This window comes from Pedobacter rhodius, assembly GCF_027213645.1.
In the GTDB taxonomy this organism is placed as follows: Bacteria; Bacteroidota; Bacteroidia; order Sphingobacteriales; family Sphingobacteriaceae; genus Pedobacter; species Pedobacter rhodius.
The window spans coordinates 74,504-97,423 of sequence record NZ_JAPWGL010000003.1 but is presented as its reverse complement, the minus strand read 5'-3'; the positions used below and the strand labels follow the sequence as shown (position 1 = coordinate 97,423).

Below are 22,920 nucleotides of genomic sequence, written 5' to 3'. Positions count from 1 at the left end.
ATCCGATAGCTATCGGATCGAGATAACGGGTGACTACAGGATACTTAATTCAAAATATCTCGGATATCTTCCTTACTTAACGATTTAAAGAAACTTTCTTCAGTCGTGATTAAGGAATTTGCAAGTGATTTTTTGCGCTTTTGCAGGGCAAGGATTTTTTCTTCAACGGTATCTTTAGCAATAAATTTATAGATGAAAACTTTTTTATCCTGACCAATACGGTGCGTCCTGTCAATCGCTTGCTGCTCAACAGCCGGGTTCCACCAGGGGTCTAAAATAAAAACATAGTCGGCCTGTGTTAAATTTAAGCCGACCCCGCCGGCTTTTATAGAAATTAAGAAAACCTTCAAATCTTCATTCTGCTGAAATTCGGACACAATTTCGCCGCGATTTCTGGTGGCGCCATCTAAATAAGCAAAAGGAATATGTTCAGCTTCGAAATGTTTTTTGAAAATATCGAGGTGTTTAACAAATTGGGAAAACACTAAAACTTTATGACCGCCTTTAAGTACGTTATCTAATGTATGGATAACATTTTCAAATTTCCCTGAATCAGAAAGGTATTCGGCATCAATCATGAACGGGTGATTTGCCAACTGGCGCAAAGCTGTTAAACCCTGTAAGAGCTGAACCTGCTTTTGCGCAAACGTGCCATCATCCATGCTTTGCAACAAATCGTTACGATAGGCAGATTTTGTTTTTTCATAATACGCAGCCTGGTCTTCACTCATGTCGCAGTAAATTACCTGCTCGGTTTTTGGCGGCAATTCAGATGCAACCTGTTCTTTTGTCCGGCGAAGCACAAAGGGTTTTATTATCGACTGAAGTTTACGGGCTTTCTCCTCATCTTTTTTCTTCTCAATGGCCTGAACGTACTCGTCGTAAAAAAAGGCTTGTGTGCCCAGCAAACCCGGATTTAAAAAGGTTAACTGCGACCATAAATCGCCAACAGAATTTTCGACCGGCGTACCGCTCAAAATTAATCTGTGCCGTGATTTCAACGCCCTAACTGCTTTAAAAGATTTTGATGAAGGATTTTTTATGTTTTGGCTTTCATCTAAAATCACATAGTTGAAATAAAAATTATTTAACTCATCGATATCAACCCTGGTAACGCCGTAGGTGGTAATAACAATATCATAATTGGCAAAGTTGGCTACATCTTTATTTCTGTTTGTGCCGGTATGTGCCAGTATTTTAAGCTTCGGGGTGAATTTTTTTGCCTCAGTTAACCAGTTATAAATCAGCGACGTTGGCATAATAATTAACGATGTGGTTTGCGTAGCAATAAGCTGGTCATCTTCCTTAACTTTTTGCAGCATTGCAAGCGTTTGAATGGTTTTACCCAAACCCATATCATCGGCCAAACAGCCACCGAAATTATATTCACGCAGAAAACTGAACCAGTTGTAACCGGCTTTTTGATAATCGCGTAAGTTGCCTTTAAAATGAACCGGCATCTGCATATCGGCAATATCCTCAAAATTGCTCAAACGCTGTAATTTACGTTCTAAGGTTATATTTGCCAGGCTATCTTCGGCCAAATCATTAATTAAGCCGATGTGGTGTTTCTTTAGTTTCAGTGTTTTACCCGCCTCGGCCAGGCTGAATAAGCTGCCATATTGAGTGAACCATTTATCAGGAATAATGGCTACTTCGCCATCAGGTAAGGTGAATTCTCTCCTTTTATGGAGGATGTGTTGTTTTAACGATAAAAACGGTATCTGGTATTTACCAAACCATACAACAGCGTTAATATCGAACCAATCATTTCCTTCTTTAACTTCAAGGTCGATTTTACTTGCACCAAAAACAAAACGTTTTTGCCCGGTTGCCTGCTCAATTTCAAAACCAGAAGCTTCCAAAATTTCAATGTGTTCATTTACCCAGTTAATGGCCGCATAACTTGGATTTTCATCTGCGGAAATAACTTCCAGGTGGCTAAATAATGCGCTTGTTTTTTTTAAGCCGAGTGATAATAGCAAACTGAATTGTTTTTTCTCCCAATCGGCAGAACGTTTAATTCTATGAAATATGTAGTTATCTGCTGTTTTTTCTAACCGGACGGTAACCTTATGGGCATTTTCTACCGGGAAAATATATTCACCATATTTGAAATAAAGTTGTATTTGTGATACGCCTCCATCTACATAAAGAACTTTTAAAACCGGTACTGCTTCATATTGCTCCGTTCTGATTTCAAAACCTTCAGCATAAACATGATGTTTCTCAATTAAGGGCGCCACAAATTTCTCGAAATAAGCAGCTTCCGTGGATTTAGGTATCGCGATATAGCGCTTAGCTAAAAAAGGCTGTAACTTTTTGCCTTCAATATCCTGGTCAAAAAAATATAAAACATCGTTCAATAACAGCCAGGCTGGTTTATTGCTGATGATTTGCGCTTCTTTAAACATAAATTCGATGCGCAAATTCTGATATTTGATTGTCGGGAAATAACGTGTTTCCGTTTCGTTCCTCCGGAAGTGAAAAAGTATAGAAGCGGGTTCAGCGGCTAATTCAATTTTACGTTCTACCGGCCAGCCATCTTTATCCATTAAATAAAGTTCATCCTTAACTTTTAACAGCTCCAAAGCTTCGGCAAGCTTTTTTTCAATTTTCGGGCGAACCGTTTCATAGAACTTGTCGTCAAAAATTTTGGTGAAAAATTCGGTAGGCCTGATTAATTTTTTGTAATGTTTTTTGATAAGTGAATCCTGTTCAATATCATCTAATATTTTAATCAGCTTATAATCAATTTCACTCATACAAGCATTAAACTCTTCAGCGGTATGTGTGAAAATTCTTTGATAGGTAAATGAGAAATCGCCTTGCGGATTAAGCTGAACCACATGAGGTTCAATTAAATAGCCTAAATACTCATGCTTGCACAAGGAGTACACAACTTTACAGTTTTTAGAGCTATCGACGCGTAACATTTGATGAGTTAAAATTTTTTAAAAGCTAAGCGCTTAAAAAACTTTAAACTTACAATATTTTAAGGTTACATCAAAAGAAGTAGCTGAAATAGGAATAAAAAAAATCAACAAGCGCTATAGTGCTCACCATCGAAATACCGTTCAAAATAAATAAAATTTTCGTGTCTTCGAAGATTCTGTAGCAACTGTTTTAATTCGGTTTGTCACAAAAACACAGGTTAAAAATTTCCATGTTAGATTTCGGTACATAGCAAAACAAAAAAAGCATCCTGAATTTCAGAATGCTTTTATCTGTTAATAAATAATTATTTACCTTATTTCCAGCCACCGCCTAAAGCACGGTATAATTCAACAATGGATTGTAGTTTTTGTAATCTGTCGTTAATGCCACTTAACTGAGCAGTTAACAGGCTTTGTTCTGAAGTTAAAACATCAGTGTAATTTGTTGCCGAACTATAGCGCAATAATTCTTTGGTATAATCTACGGCTTTAGTTAGGGAAGCAATTTGTTTTGCCCGGGTTTCTTCTTTTTCGGCAGCCGTTTGATATGCATATAAAGCATTCGACACTTCTTGACCGCCGGTTAAAAGTGTTTGCTGAAAAGTATAAAATGCGATTTGTTGATTTGCCTGAGCTGTCGTTAAACGCGCTTTATTAGCGCCTTTTGCAAAAATAGGCTGGGTTAAACCGCCGACTAGATTATAAAAAATAGACTTATCGAAAAAATTGCTTAACTGCAAACTTGTTAATCCACCGGAAGCAGTTAAAGTTAAAGACGGGTAAAAGTAAGTCTTTGCCACATTGGTATTTTCAAATGCCGATCGGAAGCCAAATTCAGCCGCAATAACATCGGGGCGATTTTGTAAAAGCTGCGCAGAAACGCCTGTTTGTAAATTTGTGTATGGTACTTGCTGGTCTAAATTTGTGCGGTTAATCGGACCTGGTGCTTTGGCCAAAACAATGCTTAACGCATTTTCTGCTTCTTTTATACTTCTTTTTAAATCGGGTAAGGTAACCTGTGCAGCATACAAATTTGCTTCACTTTGTACAACAGCTGCACCATTTACAATTGCACCTTCTTTTAAGGCTTTCATCGTTTCAACATCCTTAATCCGGATTTCAATGGTTTGTTCAGTTATAGCTAATTGTTTATCTAACGCTAACAAAGTATAATAGCTTGTCGCAATTGTTGCAATCAACTGCGTTTGAACAGCGCGTTTTGCAGCATCTGTTTGCAGTAAAGTTGCATAAGCCGCACGTTTAGCACTGCTTAATTTGCCCCAGATGTCTGCTTCCCAAGCCGTACTTAATCCGGCTTTATAAGTTTGGGTTTCTAAATTAATGTTAATTCCTGCCGGAAAATTTTGTGCCGCTGCTGCTGATTTGTTATCGGTAACAGAAACATCTGCCTGTAAACTTGGCAAAAATGCGGCGCGGCTCTGACGCAAAGTTGCCTCAGAAATTTTAATGCGTTCAATGGCCTGTTTCAAATCTAAGTTTTGATTTATCCCTTGCTGGATCAGCGATTGCAACGTAGTATCAGAAAATAAACTTTTCCATGGCAGATCTGCCATAGTTGTCGTGTCTGTTGTGTTATTATCCCGGTATAAACCTGAACTTCCAGCTTCCGGGCGTGTGTATTTTTTAGTTACGCAGGCACTCAAAGTAAGAATGGCAAAACCGATTAAAATTGAATATCTAGATTTTAATTTCATGGTCTGTTTAAATTAGTGTTTACTTTTAGCTGTTGCTAATTCGTACTCTTCAGGTGTTTGTTCTTTTTCAATGCCCTCATCAAAAGGAGATTTATTGCTTATTTTTTCCTGAAGATTTTGGAAGATGATAAACAATGAAGGAATTACAAATACGCCGAATAATGTACCTATTAACATTCCGCCAACGGCACCTGTACCAATGGATTTATTTCCTGATGCACCAACACCTGATGATAACATCAAAGGCAGTAAGCCCAGAATAAAGGCAAAAGAAGTCATTAAAATCGGGCGTAAACGAGCCGTAGCCCCATCTATAGCCGCATTTACAATGCTCATTCCTTTTCGTCGCCTGTCAACAGCATATTCTACAATCAGAATCGCATTTTTGGCCAGTAAACCAACAAGCATAATCAGTGTGATCTGCGTGTAGATGTTGTTATCCACACCGAAAATTTTATCGAAAACGAATACGCCGGCTAAACCAATTGGTAATGATATTAATACGGCTAGTGGCAAGATATAACTTTCGTATTGTGCCGCCAGTAAGAAATAAACGAAGATTACACAAAGTAGAAAGATTAAAACGGTTTCGCTACCGCTACTCATTTCCTCGCGGGATAAACCTGAGAATTCATAACCATATCCTGAAGGCAAACTTTCTGCAGCAACTTCCTGTACTGCTTTTAATGCATCTCCGGAACTATAACCTGCATTCGGGTTACCGGTTATTGCAATCGACGTGAATAAGTTGAAACGCGAAATTGCCTGCGGACCATAAACTTTGGTTAAGGTAATAAATTCAGAAACAGGTGCCATCTGGCCAGAACCATTTCTAACAAAAATTCGGGTTAACGTTTGTTCATTGGCACGATATTGCGCATCGGCCTGGTACATAACCCTGAACTGTTTACCAAATTTATTAAAGTTTGATGCATAAACACCACCATAATAACCTTGCATTACACCTAAAACATCGGCCACGGTTAAACCGGCCTGTTTAACTTTTGCCACATTTACATCAATTTGATATTGCGGGAAGTTTGGGTTAAATGAAGTTGAAGCGTACTGAATTTCCGGACGTTTACTCAGCGCCGCTAAAAATCCATTGCCGATTTCATTGAATTTATTAATATCGCCACCGGTTTTATCCTGTAACTGAAACTCAAAACCACCACTTGTACCAAAACCCTGAATGGTAGGGGGCGCAAAGAATATAATTTTAGCCCCTTTGATGTTAGCCGTTTTAGCAAAGAGCTCTCCGATAATCGCTTTTACATCACGTTTACGTTCATCCCAAGGAGATAACCGGGAAATTACCATACCGTAAGAACTACCTGTACCACTGATAAGGCTACGGCCTACAACTCTTAATGTATTTTTAATTTCAGGAATACCGTGCGCAACACTGTCAATCTTGGAAATAACTACATTCGTTTCTTCCTGAGATGTTCCTGCAGGTAAGGAAATGTCAGAGTATATGGTTCCTAAATCCTCATTGGGTACGAAGCCTTTTGGTGTGGTATTCATCGTCCAAACCAAAACTATTGTGAAGAATGCAATACCCAATCCAACCATCCATTTATTACGGGAAAGGAAGCCAACCGATTTTTTATATTTTCCGGTCACCGCATCAAATGAAGTATTGAAAGCATCGTAGAAACGATTTAGGAAATTCTTCTTTTTCTCGTGATCTTCAGTATGTGGCTTTAAAAATAAGGCACATAACGCCGGACTTAAAGTCAATGCGTTAATCGCCGACAGGATAATTGAAATTGCCAGCGTTAAACCAAACTGTTTATAAAATACACCTGATGAACCCTGGATAAAACTCACCGGGATAAATACGGCAGCCATTACCAAGGTGATTGAAATAATCGCACCGCTGATGTCATCCATTGCATCAATCGTAGCTTTTCTGGCATCGGTGTAGCCTTCATCTAATTTGGCATGGACAGCCTCTACAACCACAATCGCATCATCCACTACAATACCAATGGCAAGTACAAGGGCAAATAAAGTTAATAAGTTGATGGTAAAGCCGAATAAACTCAGGAAGAAGAAGGTACCAATAATCGCTACCGGAACACTTATCGCCGGAATTAACGTTGAACGGAAATCCTGAAGGAAAATAAATACCACTAAGAAAACCAGGATAAATGCTTCGATTAAGGTGTGGATCACCTTTTCAATTGATGCATCTAAGAAATCATTTACGTTTACGAGCGTTGAGTAGTGCACACCTTTTGGAAAAGATTTCTGTGCTTCATCTAAAGTTTTAATCGAATTTTCAATTACCTCTTTGGCATTTGAACCGGCAGTTTGGTTAATCGCAATACCTAAAGCCTGTTTACCATTAAATTTAACCGAACTTGCATAACTCTGCGCACCTAATTCAATCCTTGCAATATCTTTTAAACGAAGAATCTGACCGCTGGCATCTGATTTAATGATGATGTTTCCAAATTGCGCCTCGTCTTTTAACCTGCCGGTATATTTCAGGGTATACTGAAAAGCCTGGTTACCCTGCTCACCAAACTGACCCGGTGCTGCCTCCACATTCTGGTCGGCTAAAGCAGTATTAATATCTGCAGGTACCAGGCCATAAGTAGCCATCACATCCGGTTTCAACCAGATACGCATCGTATAATCTAATGTTCCGAATGCGCTGGCATCACCTACACCATTAATACGCTTGATTTGAGGAATAATATTGATATTGGCATAATTCTGTAAAAACTTCTGGTCATAGGAAGGATCATCGCTGTACAAACCAAAAATTAACACATTACTGGCTTGCCTTTTCGCTGTAATTACACCCGACTTTGTTACTTCTGCCGGCAATAAACTTGTTGCCCTGGCTACCCGGTTTTGAACGTTTACGGCAGCCAAATCGGGGTTAGTACCTAATTTAAAATTTACGGTAATGGTTGCGGTACCATCGTTACTTGCTGTTGAAGTCATGTAAGTCATGTTTTCAACACCATTGATTTGTTCTTCGAGCGGAACAACAACGCTATTCATAACCACATCGGCATTTGCACCCTGGTATGAAGTAGAAACCTGCACCGTTGGAGGCGCAATTTCGGGGTATTGCGAAACCGGTAAAGTAGCTAAACCTAAAACACCGAGAATAACGATAATGATGGATATAACCGTTGATAGAACCGGCCTTTCTATGAATCTTTTAAACATAATTAATATTGATTACACTGATTAGTGTGAATTGCACTGATTATATCATTTATTTTTTTAGGTCAGCATAAACTGAATCGGCACTTTTTTCCTGTGGTTTTATTTTAGTGCCATCTTTTAGGGATTGGAAACCTTCTAAAACAACTTTATCACCCGCTTTCAGGCCTTTTGTTACCACATAAAATTTATCTTTGGCCAAATCCATAATCTGGATTTCGGTACTGATAATTTTTGCTGAATCGCCCAATACATAAACGAATTTTTTACCCTGTAAATCGATGGTCGATTTCTGAGGAACCAGGATTGCATTTTCAACTTTTTGAGGAATTCTAACCGATGCACTACCGCCGGATTTTAATAAGGCTACCGGGTTTGGAAACGTTGCTCTCAAACTCGCCGAACCGGTACTCGTATTAATCTGGCTGTTTATGGATTCAATTTTGCCATCCTGAGCGTAAACGGTTCCATCAGCCAGTACTAAACTTACAGGAGGTATATTTTTCATCTGTTGCGCCAAAGTATTGCCTTTATAAGTTTTAGAAAAATCTAAAAGTTGTTTCTCATTCAGGGAGAAGTATGCATAAACTTTAGATGTATTTGAAACCGTAGTTAGAGGTTCAGTACTTGAACTGCTTACTAAACTTCCATTACGGAACGGGATGCTTCCCACAATACCATCAACAGGACTGGTAATTGAGGTGTAGCTTAAATTTACCTGAGCGTTAACTAAAGCTGCTTTAGCTTGTGCCAATGCAGCCTTTTTGCTTTGAAGGGTTAACTGGGCGGCATCTAAATCATATTTGCTGATGATATCTTTCTCCACCAATGGCCTGGTTTTGTTAACCTGAAGCTGAGCGGCAACAACATCTGCTTCAGCACTACTGATGGCAGCCTTTGCTGTGCGAACTTCCTGTTCATATTGAGGTGCCATGATGGTGAAAAGCAATTGACCCTTCTTAACAACCGCACCCTCATCTACTAATATTTTTTGAATAAAACCGTCTACTTTAGGGCGGATATCAATGTTTTGAATACCTTCTATAGTTGCAGGGTAATCTGAATTTAATTCTGTAGTTTGCGCATTAACGGTAAAAACCGGGTAAGCTTGCGGACCAGCCGCTGCAGCAGCTTGCGCTTTTTTAGCATCGTCGTTACCGCCACAGGATGCTAAAATCATAGCGGCACCGATACCGAAAAAGAGAGTTGTTATTTTTCTCATGGACTATTCTTGTGAGTTTAAATTTATTTCATAGTTCAAAAACAGCATAGAATTGCGTTTTCAACTTTGCGATTTGTATCCAAAAATAGAGCCTAAAAAAAAATAAATCTGTCCGAATTCTGTCATTTAATCAATCGATTGATTTATTTTGTGTTTTTGAGGGGCTTGTATTTTATTTAAATAGTTGTTTTTTAGCTAATTAAAGCGTTTTTTTGGAAGAAAAAAATAGAGTGTAAATAAATTGAGACAGATGTTAAAGCTTGTTAAAATGGACGCAATGTGCTATTAAGACAGCCGCAATTGTTTAGAAAATCGGCCAGTTTTTATTTTGATAGTGTGAAAAGTACACAGTTGTTTAATTAGAAAGGGAACGAATGACTGGTTAAAATATTCAATGGAAATCTCAATCAACCTCACCCTCAAAAACCAATTTCGCCGGACCGCATAAAAATACATTGGTAAACTTATGCCCATCGTAGTCAAATTCTATTTTAATATCACCACCTAGAACTTTAATGTCTGTTGTAATATGTCCGGTTTGATTTTTATGTTTAGCCATTGCCATGGCAACCGCGGTAACACCTGTACCACAAGCATAGGTTTCATCTTCAACGCCACGTTCGTACGTACGAACAAATAAATGGTCGCCTTTATCTTCAACAAAATTTACATTAATACCTTTTTCATTGTAGGTGGCATTGTAACGGATGCTTTTACCGGCGGTAAATACATCAAATCCATCTAAATCACGTTGTTGTATAACATAATGAGGTGAACCTGTATTCAAAACATAAGCATCAGCATCCCTGGTTACCGTATCTACATCAATCATTTGTAAATCTACCCAATCACCAGATGCTGAAATTCTGGCATAATGAGGGCCATCGACTGCCAAAAAGTTCGCCTCCATGTCAATGATACCTAAGTGTTTAGCGAAAGCAACGATACACCTTCCGCCGTTACCACACATACTGCCTAATTTACCGTCGGCATTAAAATAATGCATTTCAAAATCGTAGTTCTCATGCCTGGTGATAAACATAAGCCCATCTGCACCAATGCCAAACCTGCGGTGGCATAGTTGTTCAATCAGCTCATTATCAATGTTTTTTAACGGACTGGTGGTATGGTCTATTAAAATAAAATCGTTGCCGGCGCCTTGATATTTAAAGAAATTAATTTTCATTTATTCTTCATTATTTAATGCAATATTTGAGTTGCAAATGCCACTTCATACGCAATGTTTTTTAATTTAACATTTTTTAACACAGCTTGAAGTGTTTTGGAGATGCAAATATCGTTTATATGGTATTAAATTTGAATAAACTTACGAAAGAAAATTTGAGCAGATAAAAACTGCCTGAGCATTCTGCTTAAATCAAAGTGAATAAATGCTCTTGCAACTTTTACAAATACAAATAACGAACGAATATTAAAGGCAAACAATTAGCTGGCAATTAGGCTTGTAATATGAGTGGATTAAAAAAAACAATTATCAAACATGTGAAACCATTAAAAGCTGACCAGATAGATTTACAGAAAGCTTTTAATAGCTTCATAAGTATTAAAAACAATCAATAAACACATGAAAAAAATATTAGGAATTACCGTGTTAGCTGCTTTTATAGGTGGGGCAGCAGCAATTGGAGGCTACAAACTATTTGAGCGAAACCAAACAGGCAGTACAATTTCAGAGAAACAGAATTTATACTTCGCCAACAACCCACTAAAAGTATCATCGGCAGGCACTTTAGATTTTACACAGGCAGCAGCCGCTGTTGCGCCGGGTGTTGTTCACATTAAAACGACTTATGCTACAAAAAGTGGCGGTAGCCGGGGTTCATCACCTATGGATATGTTCGAAGATTTCTTTGGCGGTGGTGGTCGCCAGTTGCAACGTCAGCCAAGAGCAGCATCTGGTTCAGGTGTAATTATCAGCCAGGACGGTTACATTGTTACCAATAACCACGTTGTTGAAAATGCTGAAAAAGTTGAAGTAATATTAACTGACAGGCGTAAAGTTGAAGCTAGAGTTATTGGCCGCGACCCGAATACGGATTTAGCTTTGATTAAAGTAAATGAAACAGGTTTACCTGTTGTAAAATTGGGTAACTCTGATAATGTTCAGGTTGGTGAATGGGTTTTAGCTGTCGGTTTCCCATTAGATTTGAATACAACGGTAACCGCAGGTATTGTAAGTGCTAAAAACAGAAGTATCGGTATCATTGGCCGTGAACAAGAAGGTAACGAAATTACTGAAGAAGAATATCGCGAATACCAACGTACAGGTAAAAGACCTGATCGCCCGGCTAACACAAGTATCGAATCATTTATTCAAACTGATGCAGCAATTAATCCTGGAAATAGCGGTGGCGCTTTAGTAAATGCAAATGGCGAATTGGTTGGCATTAACTCCGCAATTGCATCGCAAAGTGGTTATAATCAGGGTTACGGCTTTGCTATTCCTGTAAATCTAGCCCGTAAAATCGTTGATGATTTTATGAAATATGGTTCAGTGAAACGCGGTTATATTGGTGTTAGCTTTCAACCGTTAAGTGCTGACAACCCTTCAGAACTAAAAACTAAAGAGGTTAGTGGCTTATATGTTAATGAAGTGGTTCCTGGTGGCGGCGGTGCAGCGGCAGGTATTAAATCAGGCGATATCATTAAAAAGGTAGATGGTGTTGTAATTAACGATTCACCTGATTTACAGGAAAGAATCGGTCGTTTAAACCCTGGTGATAAGGTAAAATTAAGTGTTTTAAGAGATGGTTCTTTAAAAGATTTTACAGTAACATTAAAAGGTGAATCGAGCGTTGGTGTTAATACAAGTACTGCTGCTACAAAAAGCGTCGAGGTTTCAAAACTAGGTGCAACTTTTGTTCCGGCTACACCAGCACAGAAATCTAAGTATGGTATAAACAGCGGTGTTGTGGTAAGTTCGGTAACTACCGGAAAAGCTTTCGATAACATTGGTGTTGAGAAAGGTTTGATTATCACGAAAGTGAATGGTCAGCCTGTAAACTCTGTTGCCGACGTTCAGAAAGCGTTGCCTCAAACCAGAAATAGTATGATTTATATGTCTGGAGTGAATGAGCAAGGAATATTTAACTTTAGTTTTCCAGCTCAATAATTAATTAAAAAATAGTTTTAAAAAGCTTCCTGATTTTACATCAGGAAGCTTTTTTTGTTTTTCGTCATTGCGAGGTACGAAGCAATCTTAATGCGTTAGATATAATAGCGATAGTTGTAGGATTGCTTCTTACCTCGCTATGACGGCCGCTCTATAAAAATTATGCAACTCATCTGTTGGTTATCCTGAACTATCCCAAGTTTTCTAAACCTGACAAAAGCGGGCACGAAAGCCGAATTTAAGCGTTTGTTTCTGTTTTATTATAGGAATGCTCGCTTGCGCACAGGTTTCTTTCGGCTGAGTAAAGCGGCTGGCAGGACTTTCGTAACCGAAAAGCACAGAAACCTGCTTTGCAAATCATTTTTATTTCGGCAAACTGATAAGCGGTAAAAATACGAGCCCAGCTGTAACAGAACTGATTGCCAGGCTGTCATTTCGAGTGATAATTTATTTCATAAAAATCAATATGAGTGACAAAAAAAACAGGAAAATCAAGCCTTCTAGAGCCCGTCATCCGGTAGCTATCGGATCGAGATGACGACTTTCTTTTGATCTGTCAATGGTAACGAAGCCGAGAAATCTTTTAAAGTTGAAATAGCTTTAACAAGGTCGAAGCTTTCCCCCATTTCAGTCGAAAAAACGATTGAGTTGATGTTCCACATCGTTTTTATTTCACTTCCATGAAGCGATTCAGCTAATTAACTCGTTTTGTTAAAAGGGACATGTTCATTCTAAATTCATAATCACCATTTAGTTTCGCATTTACCGATTGAATATCAGGTTTTACCGATACTCTACAAATTAAAGGATTTTATTATATCATATTTGAATCAGCAATTAAAACCGAATATTATGGCTTTAGCTTACATCAACCTTAGCTCAAAACAGTATTTTAATTTCATGTGCAGAACAGATTTCGAACGCAGGATCTTTCACGATACTTATAAGGAGTTCCAAAAGAAATCTAAACCTTATAATCTAAATCAAACCTTGCATACATTTTCGCAAATGTGCCGGGCAAATGAAAAAGCAAATTGTATGCATCAAAAACTGCATTATGCTGTTATGCATACAATCGAATCTTTAGAAAATAAAATGCCTTTGTTGCTAGATACCAATGGTAATCCGATATTATTCGATTGGGCCGAACTACACATTTATGCATCCGATTTGTTGAATAAAGCCGGTCACGTGGTTTCGTTAACGTATACCAGTCCAAGGTTGGTTTTAAATGAAATTATTGGCAATTTGCTTATATTAAGTTATGATGTAAAAGATTGTTATAACAAAACTTTTATGGTTGAGATGACTAATGAATTGGTGGTAAATTACGAACAAAGCGATGAATTGGTTTATGGTTAAAACTACCTTTATTTTTAGCCGGAAAATTATTATTAATTTGTAGCATGCAACGCTTCGAAACCCCGACTTTCATTATTCATACAGCAGGTTGGCTTTTGTTTTTGACTTTCCCGCTTTTGTTTATTAATAACGAGCAATCGGGGCAAAGTAGTTTCTTGTTGCTGGCATCGCCTTACTACTGGCTTTTTTGCCTTACTTACATGTTGATGTTTTACGTTAATGCCATGGTTTTAGTACCCAGGCTGATGTTTAAAAAACGATATGTCATTTACAGTGCGGTTGTTTTATTGTTATTCGGATTTGTATATTATGCTCAGCCTTATGATAATTTATTGGGACATAATAAAAGTGTAATGGCCGCATTGGGTACACTACAGGATTCGCAGCCGAAAGGTTTAAACCGAACGTTGCAACCAGGCAATGATTCTACTGTCGGGCCAAATGCAGGTATGCCTTTCGGCCCTTTACCTAATGAAGATTTACGCATGCAGGATCCAAATCTGAAAAAACCGGCCGGGATTTTGGATTTGCATCAGTCGCAGAATATCGATGTAATCAGTCTTTTCATTTTTATGATGATTATGGGCTTAAGTATTGCGACAAGTACGGTTAAACGCTGGCAAAATGCCGAATCCAAAGTGGTAAAAGCAGAAGCTGAAAAGGCAACAGCCGAGCTTTCCTTTCTGAAGGCACAAATCAATCCGCATTTTTTATTTAACACACTAAACAACATCTATACACAGTCGGTTATCAACAGTAAACATACTTCGGAAAGTATAATGAAGCTTTCGAACATTATGCGCTACGTTACGGATGATGTTACGCAGGATTTTGTAATGATGAAAGATGAAATCGATTGTGTTCGCGATTATATCGAACTTCAACGTTTACGTTTAGGTGCAGATGCAGAAATTAACTTTAATGTTCAGGGTAAACCGGAGGGAAAAAAAATTGCACCTTTAATTTTTATGACTTTCATAGAAAATGCATTTAAATATGGAGTAACGAAAAAGGAAAAAACAATTATAAACATCAATTTAAGCATTGAAAAAGATAAAATCGATTTTACATGTGAGAATAAAATTTATCAGCATAAGCGTAATCTGGAGCGTAAAGGAATAGGAATTATGAATACGCATCAAAGGCTGGAACACCTTTATCCGAATCGCTTTAAACTGGATATCAACAATGTTAATGAAATGTTTTCGGTAAATCTTTATGTAAATTGCTAACCAAAAATTAACGTATGGCTTTAAAATGTGTTGCTATCGATGATGAGCCCTTAGCTTTGGAACTCATAAAAACCTATGTGGCCAGGTTTCCCGGATTGCAACTCGTTCAGGTTTTTGAGGATGCACTTTCAGGAGCTGAATACCTGAAACAAAACCCTGTGGATTTACTTTTTGTAGATGTTAATATGCCAGACATTACAGGTGTGGAGCTGGTCCGTAGCCTGATTAATAGCCCGATGATAATTTTTACTACAGCCTATCGAAATTATGCTTTCGAGAGTTACGAACTGCAGGCGGTTGATTACCTCTTAAAACCGATAGATTTTACCCGGTTTACTGCTGCGGTTGAAAAAGCCATCGATTTTCATAAGTATAAAAATGCTGTTCAGGAAAATACAAATAACGAAAGCTTATATGTTTACTCCGAGTATAAAATGATTAAGATTTTGCTTCGCGATATGGAATACATTGAAAGCATGGGCGATTATTTAAAAATTTATTTAAGCGGAAATGATAAGCCCGTTCTGACGCTAATGACGATGAAAAAGGTTCTGGAAAAATTACCTGAAGATCAGTTTGCCAGGATTCATCGTAGTTTTATTGTTGCTTTAACTAAGATAAAATCAATTCATAACAGAAAAGTAAATTTAACCAATGCGGAACTGCCAATCGGGGATGCCTATAGTAATTTTATAAATCAGCAGAAGGGATTATGAGGTTAAAAGCAAACATTGCAACCAGCGAAAATGGTTTTATTTTCAACCCGTCTACCGGCGATTCCTTTACGAGTAACGGCATTGCATCGGAAATTTTAGCACTAATGAAATCGGGTGAAACGGAAGAAAAGATAAAACAAAAAATATTAGACAGATACGAAGTTGAATCGTTCCAGTTGGAAAAAGACTGGGATGATTATATGCAGCAACTAAAAGAAGCAAATTTGTTAGATTTGTAGCTACAAACAAATATCATGTCCGCTTTTTTAAATCAAAAACAAACTCAAGCTTTAACTATTGCGGTTACAGGTTTAAATGCTAACGATAACCCCGGGCCTGGTTTGGCGGTTATCAGGGCATTGCGGGCGGGCTTTAATGCGGATTTGAAAATAATAGGTTTAGCGTACGAAACGTTGGAACCCGCAGTTTACCTTCGTGATGAAGTAGATAAAACATATAGAATTCCTTATCCTGCGGCTGGAATTGAAGCGTTAAAAACACGTATTAAACACATTCAGGAGATTGAGAAAATCGATGTTTTAATTCCGAATTTTGATGCAGAATTATATAATTTCATTAAGATAGAAAAGGATTTGCTGGAAATGGGAATTCATACTTTTTTACCCTCGCATAAGCAACTGATACAACGCGATAAGGCAAATTTAAAAGCTTTTGGAGATGAGAATAATTTTAAAGTTCCGGCAGACGATGTAATCTTTAAAGCGTCTGAAATCAATAGTTCGGCAGAAAAACTTGGCTTCCCATTAGTTGTGAAGGGAAAATTTTATGATGCATATACGGTTCAGAATTTAAGTGATGCTTACAACGCCTTCTATAAGTTACAGGCAAAGTGGGGCTTGCCGATTATTATGCAAAAATTTATTAAAGGTATAGAAATAAATATAGCAGGTTTGGCTGATGGAAAAGGAAATGCTTTAAGTGTTATTCCGATGCGAAAATTATATATTACTGAAAAAGGGAAAGCCTGGGCGGGAATTACCATAGAGAATGAAAACCTGATAGACCTGGCAAAAAATTTTGCAAATGCAACACAATGGAAAGGTAGTTTTGAACTGGAAATTATGTGTGAGGATAATGGTGATTTATATATTATGGAAGTAAATCCACGTTTCCCGGCATGGGTTTATTTAACTGCCGCCGCAGGCCAGAATCAGCCAAAAGCATTAGTTGATTTGGCTTTAGGTAATCCTGTCAACGAATTTCAAGGCTATAAAGTCGGTAAAATGTTTATTCGCTATGCTTCAGACAATATTGTTGATGTTGAAGACTTTCAAAAATTATCGGTATTTGGTGAATTGTAAATTATGAGCTGGTCAGGATAAATTGCAAACTTATGGCGCATTATTATTAATAAAATTGTGGCAAAATGGGATTGTCCTGATACTTAATACTCGATACTTGCTACTTGCTACTTGCTACTTGCTACTTGATACTTGATACTACAAAATAAATGAAACAAAAATACGAACGTCCAAGCATAAAAAAGATGAATACCGGATTTATGAATAAGTTCGGCACCAGAACTGATTTCGACCCTGTAAAAGAAATCAGCGGTGTATCCATCAAAAGCCTGATCGCAGATTACGGTTCGCCTGTTTTTGTATTGTCTGAAAAACAAATCCGAAAAAATTATCAATCTGCGGCGCGTTCTTTTAAAACCCGGTATCCAAAAGTTCAGTTTGCCTGGAGTTATAAAACGAATTATTTAAACGCGGTTTGTAAAATTTTTCATCAGGAAGGAAGTTGGGCAGAAGTTGTTTCTGGTTTCGAATATCATAAAGCTTTAGGGAATGGAGTGGCCGGTAATCAGATTATTTTTAATGGACCGGATAAAAAAGAAGCCGATTTAATCCTGGCAATTGAAAACCACTCCTCGATTCACATTGATCATTTCGACGAGCTTTACCAAATCATCCGCATTTGCGAACAAATAGATAAAAAAGCTAAAGTGGCCATCAGGGTGAATTTCGATACAGGTACTTACCCAATCTGGGATAGATTTGGTTTTAATTACGAAAATGGCCAGGCCTGGACAGCAATTAATAAAATTATTTCAGCAAAAAACCTGGTACTTACAGGCTTACATTGCCACATCGGTACATTTATGCTTTCCACTTCCGCCTATGCTGTGGCGGCAAATAAGCTTTGTGAGTTGGCAATGCGCTGTAAAGTTGAACTTCAAAATCCAATTCAGTATTTAGATTTAGGTGGCGGCTTTCCATCAACCAATACATTAAAGGGGGCTTATTTACCCGGCGTTGATACCGTGCCATCTGTTGAGGAGTTTGCCGATGCCATAACCAATACCATCTTGTCGTTCGGTTTTACTGCTGATGAACTACCGCTATTAATTTTAGAATGTGGCCGGGTTTTAATTGATGATGCCGGTTATTTAATCGGAAGTGTAGTTGCAAACAAGCGTTTAAGTGATGGCAGAAGAGCTACGATTATGGATTTCGGAATAAACATCTTGTTTACTTCAAACTGGTACGATCATAAAATCAGCGTTGCTCAGGAGGCCGGTCAGTACACTGAAGATACCGTTCTCTTCGGCCCGCTTTGTATGAATGTAGATGTTGTACGTGAAAGCATAACCTTACCACTTTTAGAACCTAAAGATAATGTTGTGGTGCACAAAGTTGGTGCTTATAACATGACACAGTGGATGCAGTTTATTAACATGCGCCCTGCAGTTGTATTGATCGACCAAAATGCAAAATGCCATTTGATAAGAAAACCCGAAACACTGGAATATTTGGAAATGATGGAACAACTGCCTGATTATTTAAAATAATACACCCCCTTCCCTCCTCAATTAGGAGGGGAGCAGATGGTGATTTATGAAAAGTGATTTTGTTAAAAATAGGGTTTTGTGGTTCAAGGCACTTGGAAATAATAGAACATAAAATACACCGAATTACTAACTCCCCTCCTTATTTTCAAGGAGGGGTTGGGGGTGGTTTTAAGCTAAACATTTGAAAAAAAACATACGATATCACCTTAGTTCAGCTTTAAACAGCTACGCAATTTTGTTCTTCTCGCAGAATAAGATTTTAGGTACATTATTATTTGTTGTTTCCATGTTCAACCTTAATGCAGGCATCTCCGGACTTGCATGCCTAATTTGCGCGTTGCTTTTAGTAAATTCCTCAGGCTTTAATAAAGAAAATATAAAATCAGGTTTATACAGTTTTAACCCGCTTTTACTTGGTATTGGTTTCGGCACTTTTTATAATTTTAATTACGCTTTCTGGTTTTGGCTGGCTGCTGCATGTTTGCTTTGTGTTGTTTTAAGTGTTAGCCTGACTGCTTTATTAGGTAAATACGCCCTGCCCACTTTATCAATTCCTTTTGTAATAACCTTTTGGATAGTTTTAATTGCTGCCAATGGCTATGCCGGTATGGGGTTAATACAAAAAAGCAGTTCCCTGGTTTTTGAGTTAGCCACGAATGTGCCATCTCGCTTTACCAGCATCTGCAATTTCTTTGATAAATTAAATATGCCGGCTTACCTTGCGCTGTTTTTCAGATCGGTAAGCGCTGTTCTGTTTCAAAACAGCATTTTCGCGGGTATTTTAATCAGTCTGGGCTTTTTTATCCATTCCCGTATCGGATTCAGCTTGCTCATAATTGGATTCGTTGCCGCATGTATTATCAATCATTTAACCGGTACTTATCCCGATGGAATCAGCTACTACCATTTAGGTGCAAATTTTATGATGGTAAGTTGTGCCATCGGCGGTTTTTTTCTTATCCCTTCATGGCGTTCTTATCTGTGGGCAATTGCTACGATTCCGTTAATCTTTTTGGTGTTAAATGGTATTTCCAGGCTATTGGGCATACATAGTTTGCCCGTATTTTCCATGCCATTTTGTTTAGTTACGGTTGGATTGCTTTATTTTTTCATGCTCCGAAAAACAACCGGAAAATTAAAACTTACCGCTTTACAGAATTACTCGCCTGAAACAAATTTATATCAGTTTCTAAATGGTGAGGAAAGATTAAAAGGTTTTAGATACTTAGCATTAAATTTACCTTTCATGGGTTCCTGGTCAGTTTCTCAGGCTTACAACGGCGACATTACCCATAAGGGAGAATGGAGCGAAGCTTTAGATTTTGTGCTCAAAGATATCGATAATAAAACCTACGAATGGCCGGGAATAAAACCAGAAGATTACTATTGCTATAACAAGCCTGTTTTAGCTGCTGCAGCTGGTTATGTTTGCGAAGTAATTGATCACGTCGACGATAATGTAATCGGACAGGTTAATTTAGCGCAAAACTGGGGTAATACGGTTGTTATAAAGCATACCGATAATTTATTTACGAAAGTTTCACATCTCAAAAAGAATTCAGTAAAAGTAAAAGTTGGCGATTATGTAAAGCAAGGTGATGTTATAGCACTTTGTGGTAATTCAGGCAGGTCGCCGGAGCCACATTTACACTTCCAGGTTCAAAAAACACCTTTTATCGGTTCGAAAACATTTGCCTATCCTTTCGCCTATTTTGTAAATGAGCAAACTAATGAGTTAAAATCATTCGAAATTCCCAAGCAAAATGAAGTCGTAAAATCGCCGGAAATCAATCCTTATCTGAAACATGCTTTCAATTTCCAGCCCGGTTATATAACCAGGGTATCAAACGAAATTAAGCAGTCAGAAACCTGGGAAGTTTTTACTGATGATTTCAACTACACCTATTTTTTCTGCCATGAAAATGGAGCAATAGCCTATTTTGTAAATAATGAGAACGTTTTTTACTTTACCAGGTTTTACGGGAATCGCAAATCTTTATTGTTTATTTTCTATCAATCGGCTTACAAAATAAACTATTCTGCACATCAGGCAAATGATGTGTTTGCTAATGATACTGAGCATTTTAATCCCGGCTTGTGGTTGCAGGATTTAATTGCGCCTTTTTATACTTTCACTAAAAACACCTATCACAATATTGCTTTTACCGGTGGTGAAGGCATTACATTGGAATCAGTTGCAAAAAACCGGGCTTTTGGGAAAGATAAAACCCTTATGAATAGTAAAATTCTGGTCGATGTAAATGGAATCAGAAGTATAGAAATTCTCTATAAGAACAAAATATCAAAAGTAAAATGGGGAACAGGTTTAAACTAACTGTTTTGCTTTTGGTCGTTTTTATGAAGATGGCCGGGGCGCAAAGCTATTATCAAAAAGCAGACAGTATTTCTTTGGCACTATTCAATGGAGGAGAATGGCAGCAACTGCTTGCATTTGGAGAAGAATCAATTAATGATGGAAAAGACTTTTCTTTACTGAGATTGAGACTAGGCTATGCTTCTTTTGTGAGGGGAAATTACAGTAATGCTTTATCGCATTATGATAAAATTTTGCAGACAGATAAACACAATCAAATCGCTTTGTACTATTCTTATTTAAGCAATCTTTACCTGAACCGGATAGAAGATGCCGCTTATCTGGTTCCTGGATTAGATACCGCAGTTGTGGAGGGTGAAAAAATAAAATCACTTCAACTGATTGCAGCCGGTGCAGAAGCAGGTGCTAAATTCACTGATATTTACGAACGCGGGAATTCTTCTTTTTCACGGGCTTTTGTAGATTTAAGATTAAATTATAAGTTAAGCTTACTAACTTCTTTTACATACTTCAAACAGCCGGTAAGAAATGATAATATTGAACAGCCCGGCTATTACGCACGGTTAAATTATACCCCTTTCCGGAAAATTAACATTATCGGCGCCTATCATTATATGAAATCTAAATTATGGCGTTTGATTTACCAGAATAATGCAGCTTTATTGGGTTTAAGATATGCAGACAGCGGTAGCGATTTACAAGGTGATTTTATTTTATCGCAGATAGGTGATGAAAAAACACGGCAGTATAGTTTGAAGTTTACGAAATATATAACGGGTAATTTAGATTTCTATAGCACTAGCCGGATATCTATCGTTGATGTTTTGAATAATAACAACCCGGTTTTTCAGCAAAAATTTGGTGTTAAGCCAATTCGAAATTTCTGGGTTGAAGGTGTCGTAACTTTAGGTAATCAGTACAATTATGCCGAGGCAGATGCCCTGTATATTTATAACGGTTTCGATAAAACTAAATTTAAGGCCGGCGGCAATTGTTATTTTTTGTTAAAACGACACTTACTTTTAGGATTGAATTATACATTTGAACGTAAATCTGATAATATATTTAGATTTAACTATTTACAACACTCTGTTAACGGTAGCATTACATGGAATTTTTAAAGCGATTTACAATATTTGCAATTCTTAGCTTATCTGTTTTTGAGATAAAAGCGCAAAGCAATACGGCTTTGCAAAAAGCTTTTCAAAATAGTTACAATGAAGAAAGTAAAAAAGATTATGCGGAAGCGATAAGTTACATCATGCCATTTTATGCCGAAGGTAATTATGAGACAAATTTAAGAATCGGTTGGTTATACTACCTTGCCAAAAATTACACGGCATCACAAAATTATTATATGCGCGCCGTTAACATTCGCCCGAATTCTATTGAGGCAAAGTTCGGTTTAATAAAGCCGCTTTCGTTACTAAGCAATTGGGATAAAGTGACAGAGCAATATAATAATATTCTTAAAGTTGACCCGCAAAATACGCAGGCTAATTATTGGTTAGGCGTAATTATATATAATAAAAAACAATATGCTGCGGCATCAAAATATTTTGCAAAGGTTGTCGGCGCCTATCCATTCGACTATGATGGCAACCATATGTTAGGCTGGGCATTGCTGTTTTCAGGTAGAAAAACGGAGGCAAAAGGTTGTTTCGAGAGGGCATTATTAATAAAACCTGGCGACACATCAAGCATCGACGGATTAAACAGAGCTGTAAAATAGTGGCTTAATGGCCAATTAATCAGGATATTTGGTGATTATTTAATTATAAAAATAAAAAATTGATTTATAGGTATTTAACCATATCTTTGAAATAAATTAAAATACAATATAATGCAACAAGGAACAGTAAAATTTTTTAATGAAACTAAAGGTTTCGGATTCATTACTCCATCAAATGGCGATGCCGAAATTTTTGTTCATGCTTCAGGCTTAATTGATAACATTCGTGAGAATGATACCGTAAACTACGATGTAGAAGAAGGTAGAAAAGGCCTAAACGCGGTAAATGTAAAAGTAGCTTAAGAAAACTCGAACACATAAATCGTAAAAGGTCCCGGTATATTACCGGGACTTTTTTTTGCCATATTTTTTATCCCGCCGGGAGAATTTTAAAGAAATCATTAACATAATACCTGGCAGATTTTTTGATGTTATCTGCAAAGAAGTTTAATAATATTCCTTGTAGGGCTGGAACCAGTTTCATATAGGTCATTAGTTGTGCTTCGTGAACAGGAAGAATATTGGTAATGGCT

At 37.5% G+C, this 22,920-nt stretch carries 17 protein-coding genes; 11 read left to right on the top strand and 6 right to left on the bottom strand.

All coding sequences use genetic code 11. The features are described 5' to 3' along the window. Positions 1-44 precede the first annotated feature (44 nt). The 5 genes from O0931_RS10465 to dapF all read right to left on the bottom strand — a co-directional run bounded on the left by O0931_RS10465 (position 45) and on the right by dapF (position 10,248). On the bottom strand, positions 45-2,936 hold the full coding sequence (locus O0931_RS10465; protein ID WP_269415525.1) for a DEAD/DEAH box helicase: 2,892 nt from the start codon (positions 2,934-2,936) through the stop codon (positions 45-47). A gap of 314 nt (positions 2,937-3,250) precedes the next feature. Beyond that, positions 3,251-4,651 carry an efflux transporter outer membrane subunit gene (locus O0931_RS10460; RefSeq protein WP_269415524.1) on the bottom strand — a complete coding sequence of 467 codons (1,401 nt, stop codon included), beginning with the start codon at positions 4,649-4,651 and terminating at the stop codon, positions 3,251-3,253. 12 nt (positions 4,652-4,663) lie between these two features. Beyond that, entirely contained in the window at positions 4,664-7,843 is a 3,180-nt protein-coding gene (locus O0931_RS10455) for an efflux RND transporter permease subunit (RefSeq protein WP_269415523.1), read from the bottom strand. A 49-nt stretch (positions 7,844-7,892) separates the two neighbouring features. Next, the gene (locus tag O0931_RS10450) at positions 7,893-9,062 is read right to left on the bottom strand and encodes an efflux RND transporter periplasmic adaptor subunit (protein WP_269415522.1); all 1,170 of its coding nucleotides are present in this window, start codon (positions 9,060-9,062) and stop codon (positions 7,893-7,895) included. Between the two features lie 403 nt (positions 9,063-9,465). Next, positions 9,466-10,248 (bottom strand): diaminopimelate epimerase, encoded by a 783-nt coding sequence (dapF, locus tag O0931_RS10445; RefSeq protein WP_269415521.1) that lies wholly within the window; start codon positions 10,246-10,248, stop codon positions 9,466-9,468. A gap of 399 nt (positions 10,249-10,647) precedes the next feature. Here dapF and O0931_RS10440 point away from each other — a divergent pair, with 399 nt between their 5' ends. The 11 genes from O0931_RS10440 (at position 10,648) to O0931_RS10390 (ending at position 22,690) form a co-directional block, all read left to right on the top strand. Further along, a complete protein-coding gene (locus tag O0931_RS10440) occupies positions 10,648-12,195 on the top strand; it encodes a trypsin-like peptidase domain-containing protein (protein WP_269415520.1) in 1,548 nt (515 codons plus the stop codon). Between the two features lie 852 nt (positions 12,196-13,047). Continuing rightward, positions 13,048-13,557, top strand: a complete 510-nt coding sequence (locus tag O0931_RS10435; RefSeq protein WP_269415519.1) for a hypothetical protein — start codon at positions 13,048-13,050, stop codon at positions 13,555-13,557. Positions 13,558-13,601: 44 nt separating this feature from the next. Continuing rightward, the gene (locus O0931_RS10430; protein ID WP_269415518.1) at positions 13,602-14,789 is read left to right on the top strand and encodes a sensor histidine kinase; all 1,188 of its coding nucleotides are present in this window, start codon (positions 13,602-13,604) and stop codon (positions 14,787-14,789) included. Between the two features lie 14 nt (positions 14,790-14,803). Then, a complete protein-coding gene (locus O0931_RS10425) occupies positions 14,804-15,505 on the top strand; it encodes a LytR/AlgR family response regulator transcription factor (protein ID WP_269415517.1) in 702 nt (233 codons plus the stop codon). After that, positions 15,502-15,744, top strand: a complete 243-nt coding sequence (locus O0931_RS10420) for a PqqD family protein (protein ID WP_269415516.1) — start codon at positions 15,502-15,504, stop codon at positions 15,742-15,744. Before O0931_RS10425 ends, O0931_RS10420 begins: the two co-directional genes overlap by 4 nt. Positions 15,745-15,759: 15 nt before the next feature. Further along, entirely contained in the window at positions 15,760-16,827 is a 1,068-nt protein-coding gene (locus O0931_RS10415) for an ATP-grasp domain-containing protein (RefSeq protein WP_269415515.1), read from the top strand. Positions 16,828-16,976: 149 nt separating this feature from the next. After that, a complete protein-coding gene (locus O0931_RS10410; RefSeq protein WP_269415514.1) occupies positions 16,977-18,320 on the top strand; it encodes a type III PLP-dependent enzyme domain-containing protein in 1,344 nt (447 codons plus the stop codon). Positions 18,321-18,501: 181 nt separating this feature from the next. Then, positions 18,502-20,655, top strand: coding sequence for an urea transporter (locus O0931_RS10405; RefSeq protein ID WP_269415513.1), 2,154 nt, complete (start codon positions 18,502-18,504; stop codon positions 20,653-20,655). Then, positions 20,634-21,776, top strand: a complete 1,143-nt coding sequence (locus O0931_RS10400) for a tetratricopeptide repeat protein (RefSeq protein WP_269415512.1) — start codon at positions 20,634-20,636, stop codon at positions 21,774-21,776. The genes O0931_RS10405 and O0931_RS10400 overlap by 22 nt, the downstream gene beginning before the upstream one ends. Beyond that, entirely contained in the window at positions 21,764-22,387 is a 624-nt protein-coding gene (locus O0931_RS10395; protein ID WP_269415511.1) for a tetratricopeptide repeat protein, read from the top strand. The genes O0931_RS10400 and O0931_RS10395 overlap by 13 nt, the downstream gene beginning before the upstream one ends. 111 nt (positions 22,388-22,498) lie before the next feature. Then, the gene (locus O0931_RS10390) at positions 22,499-22,690 is read left to right on the top strand and encodes a cold-shock protein (protein WP_010599638.1); all 192 of its coding nucleotides are present in this window, start codon (positions 22,499-22,501) and stop codon (positions 22,688-22,690) included. A gap of 67 nt (positions 22,691-22,757) precedes the next feature. On the opposite strand, the gene O0931_RS20140 is transcribed toward O0931_RS10390, so the two are convergent. Next, on the bottom strand, positions 22,758-22,916 hold the full coding sequence (locus O0931_RS20140) for a GxxExxY protein (protein ID WP_428982691.1): 159 nt from the start codon (positions 22,914-22,916) through the stop codon (positions 22,758-22,760). Positions 22,917-22,920 lie beyond the last annotated feature (4 nt).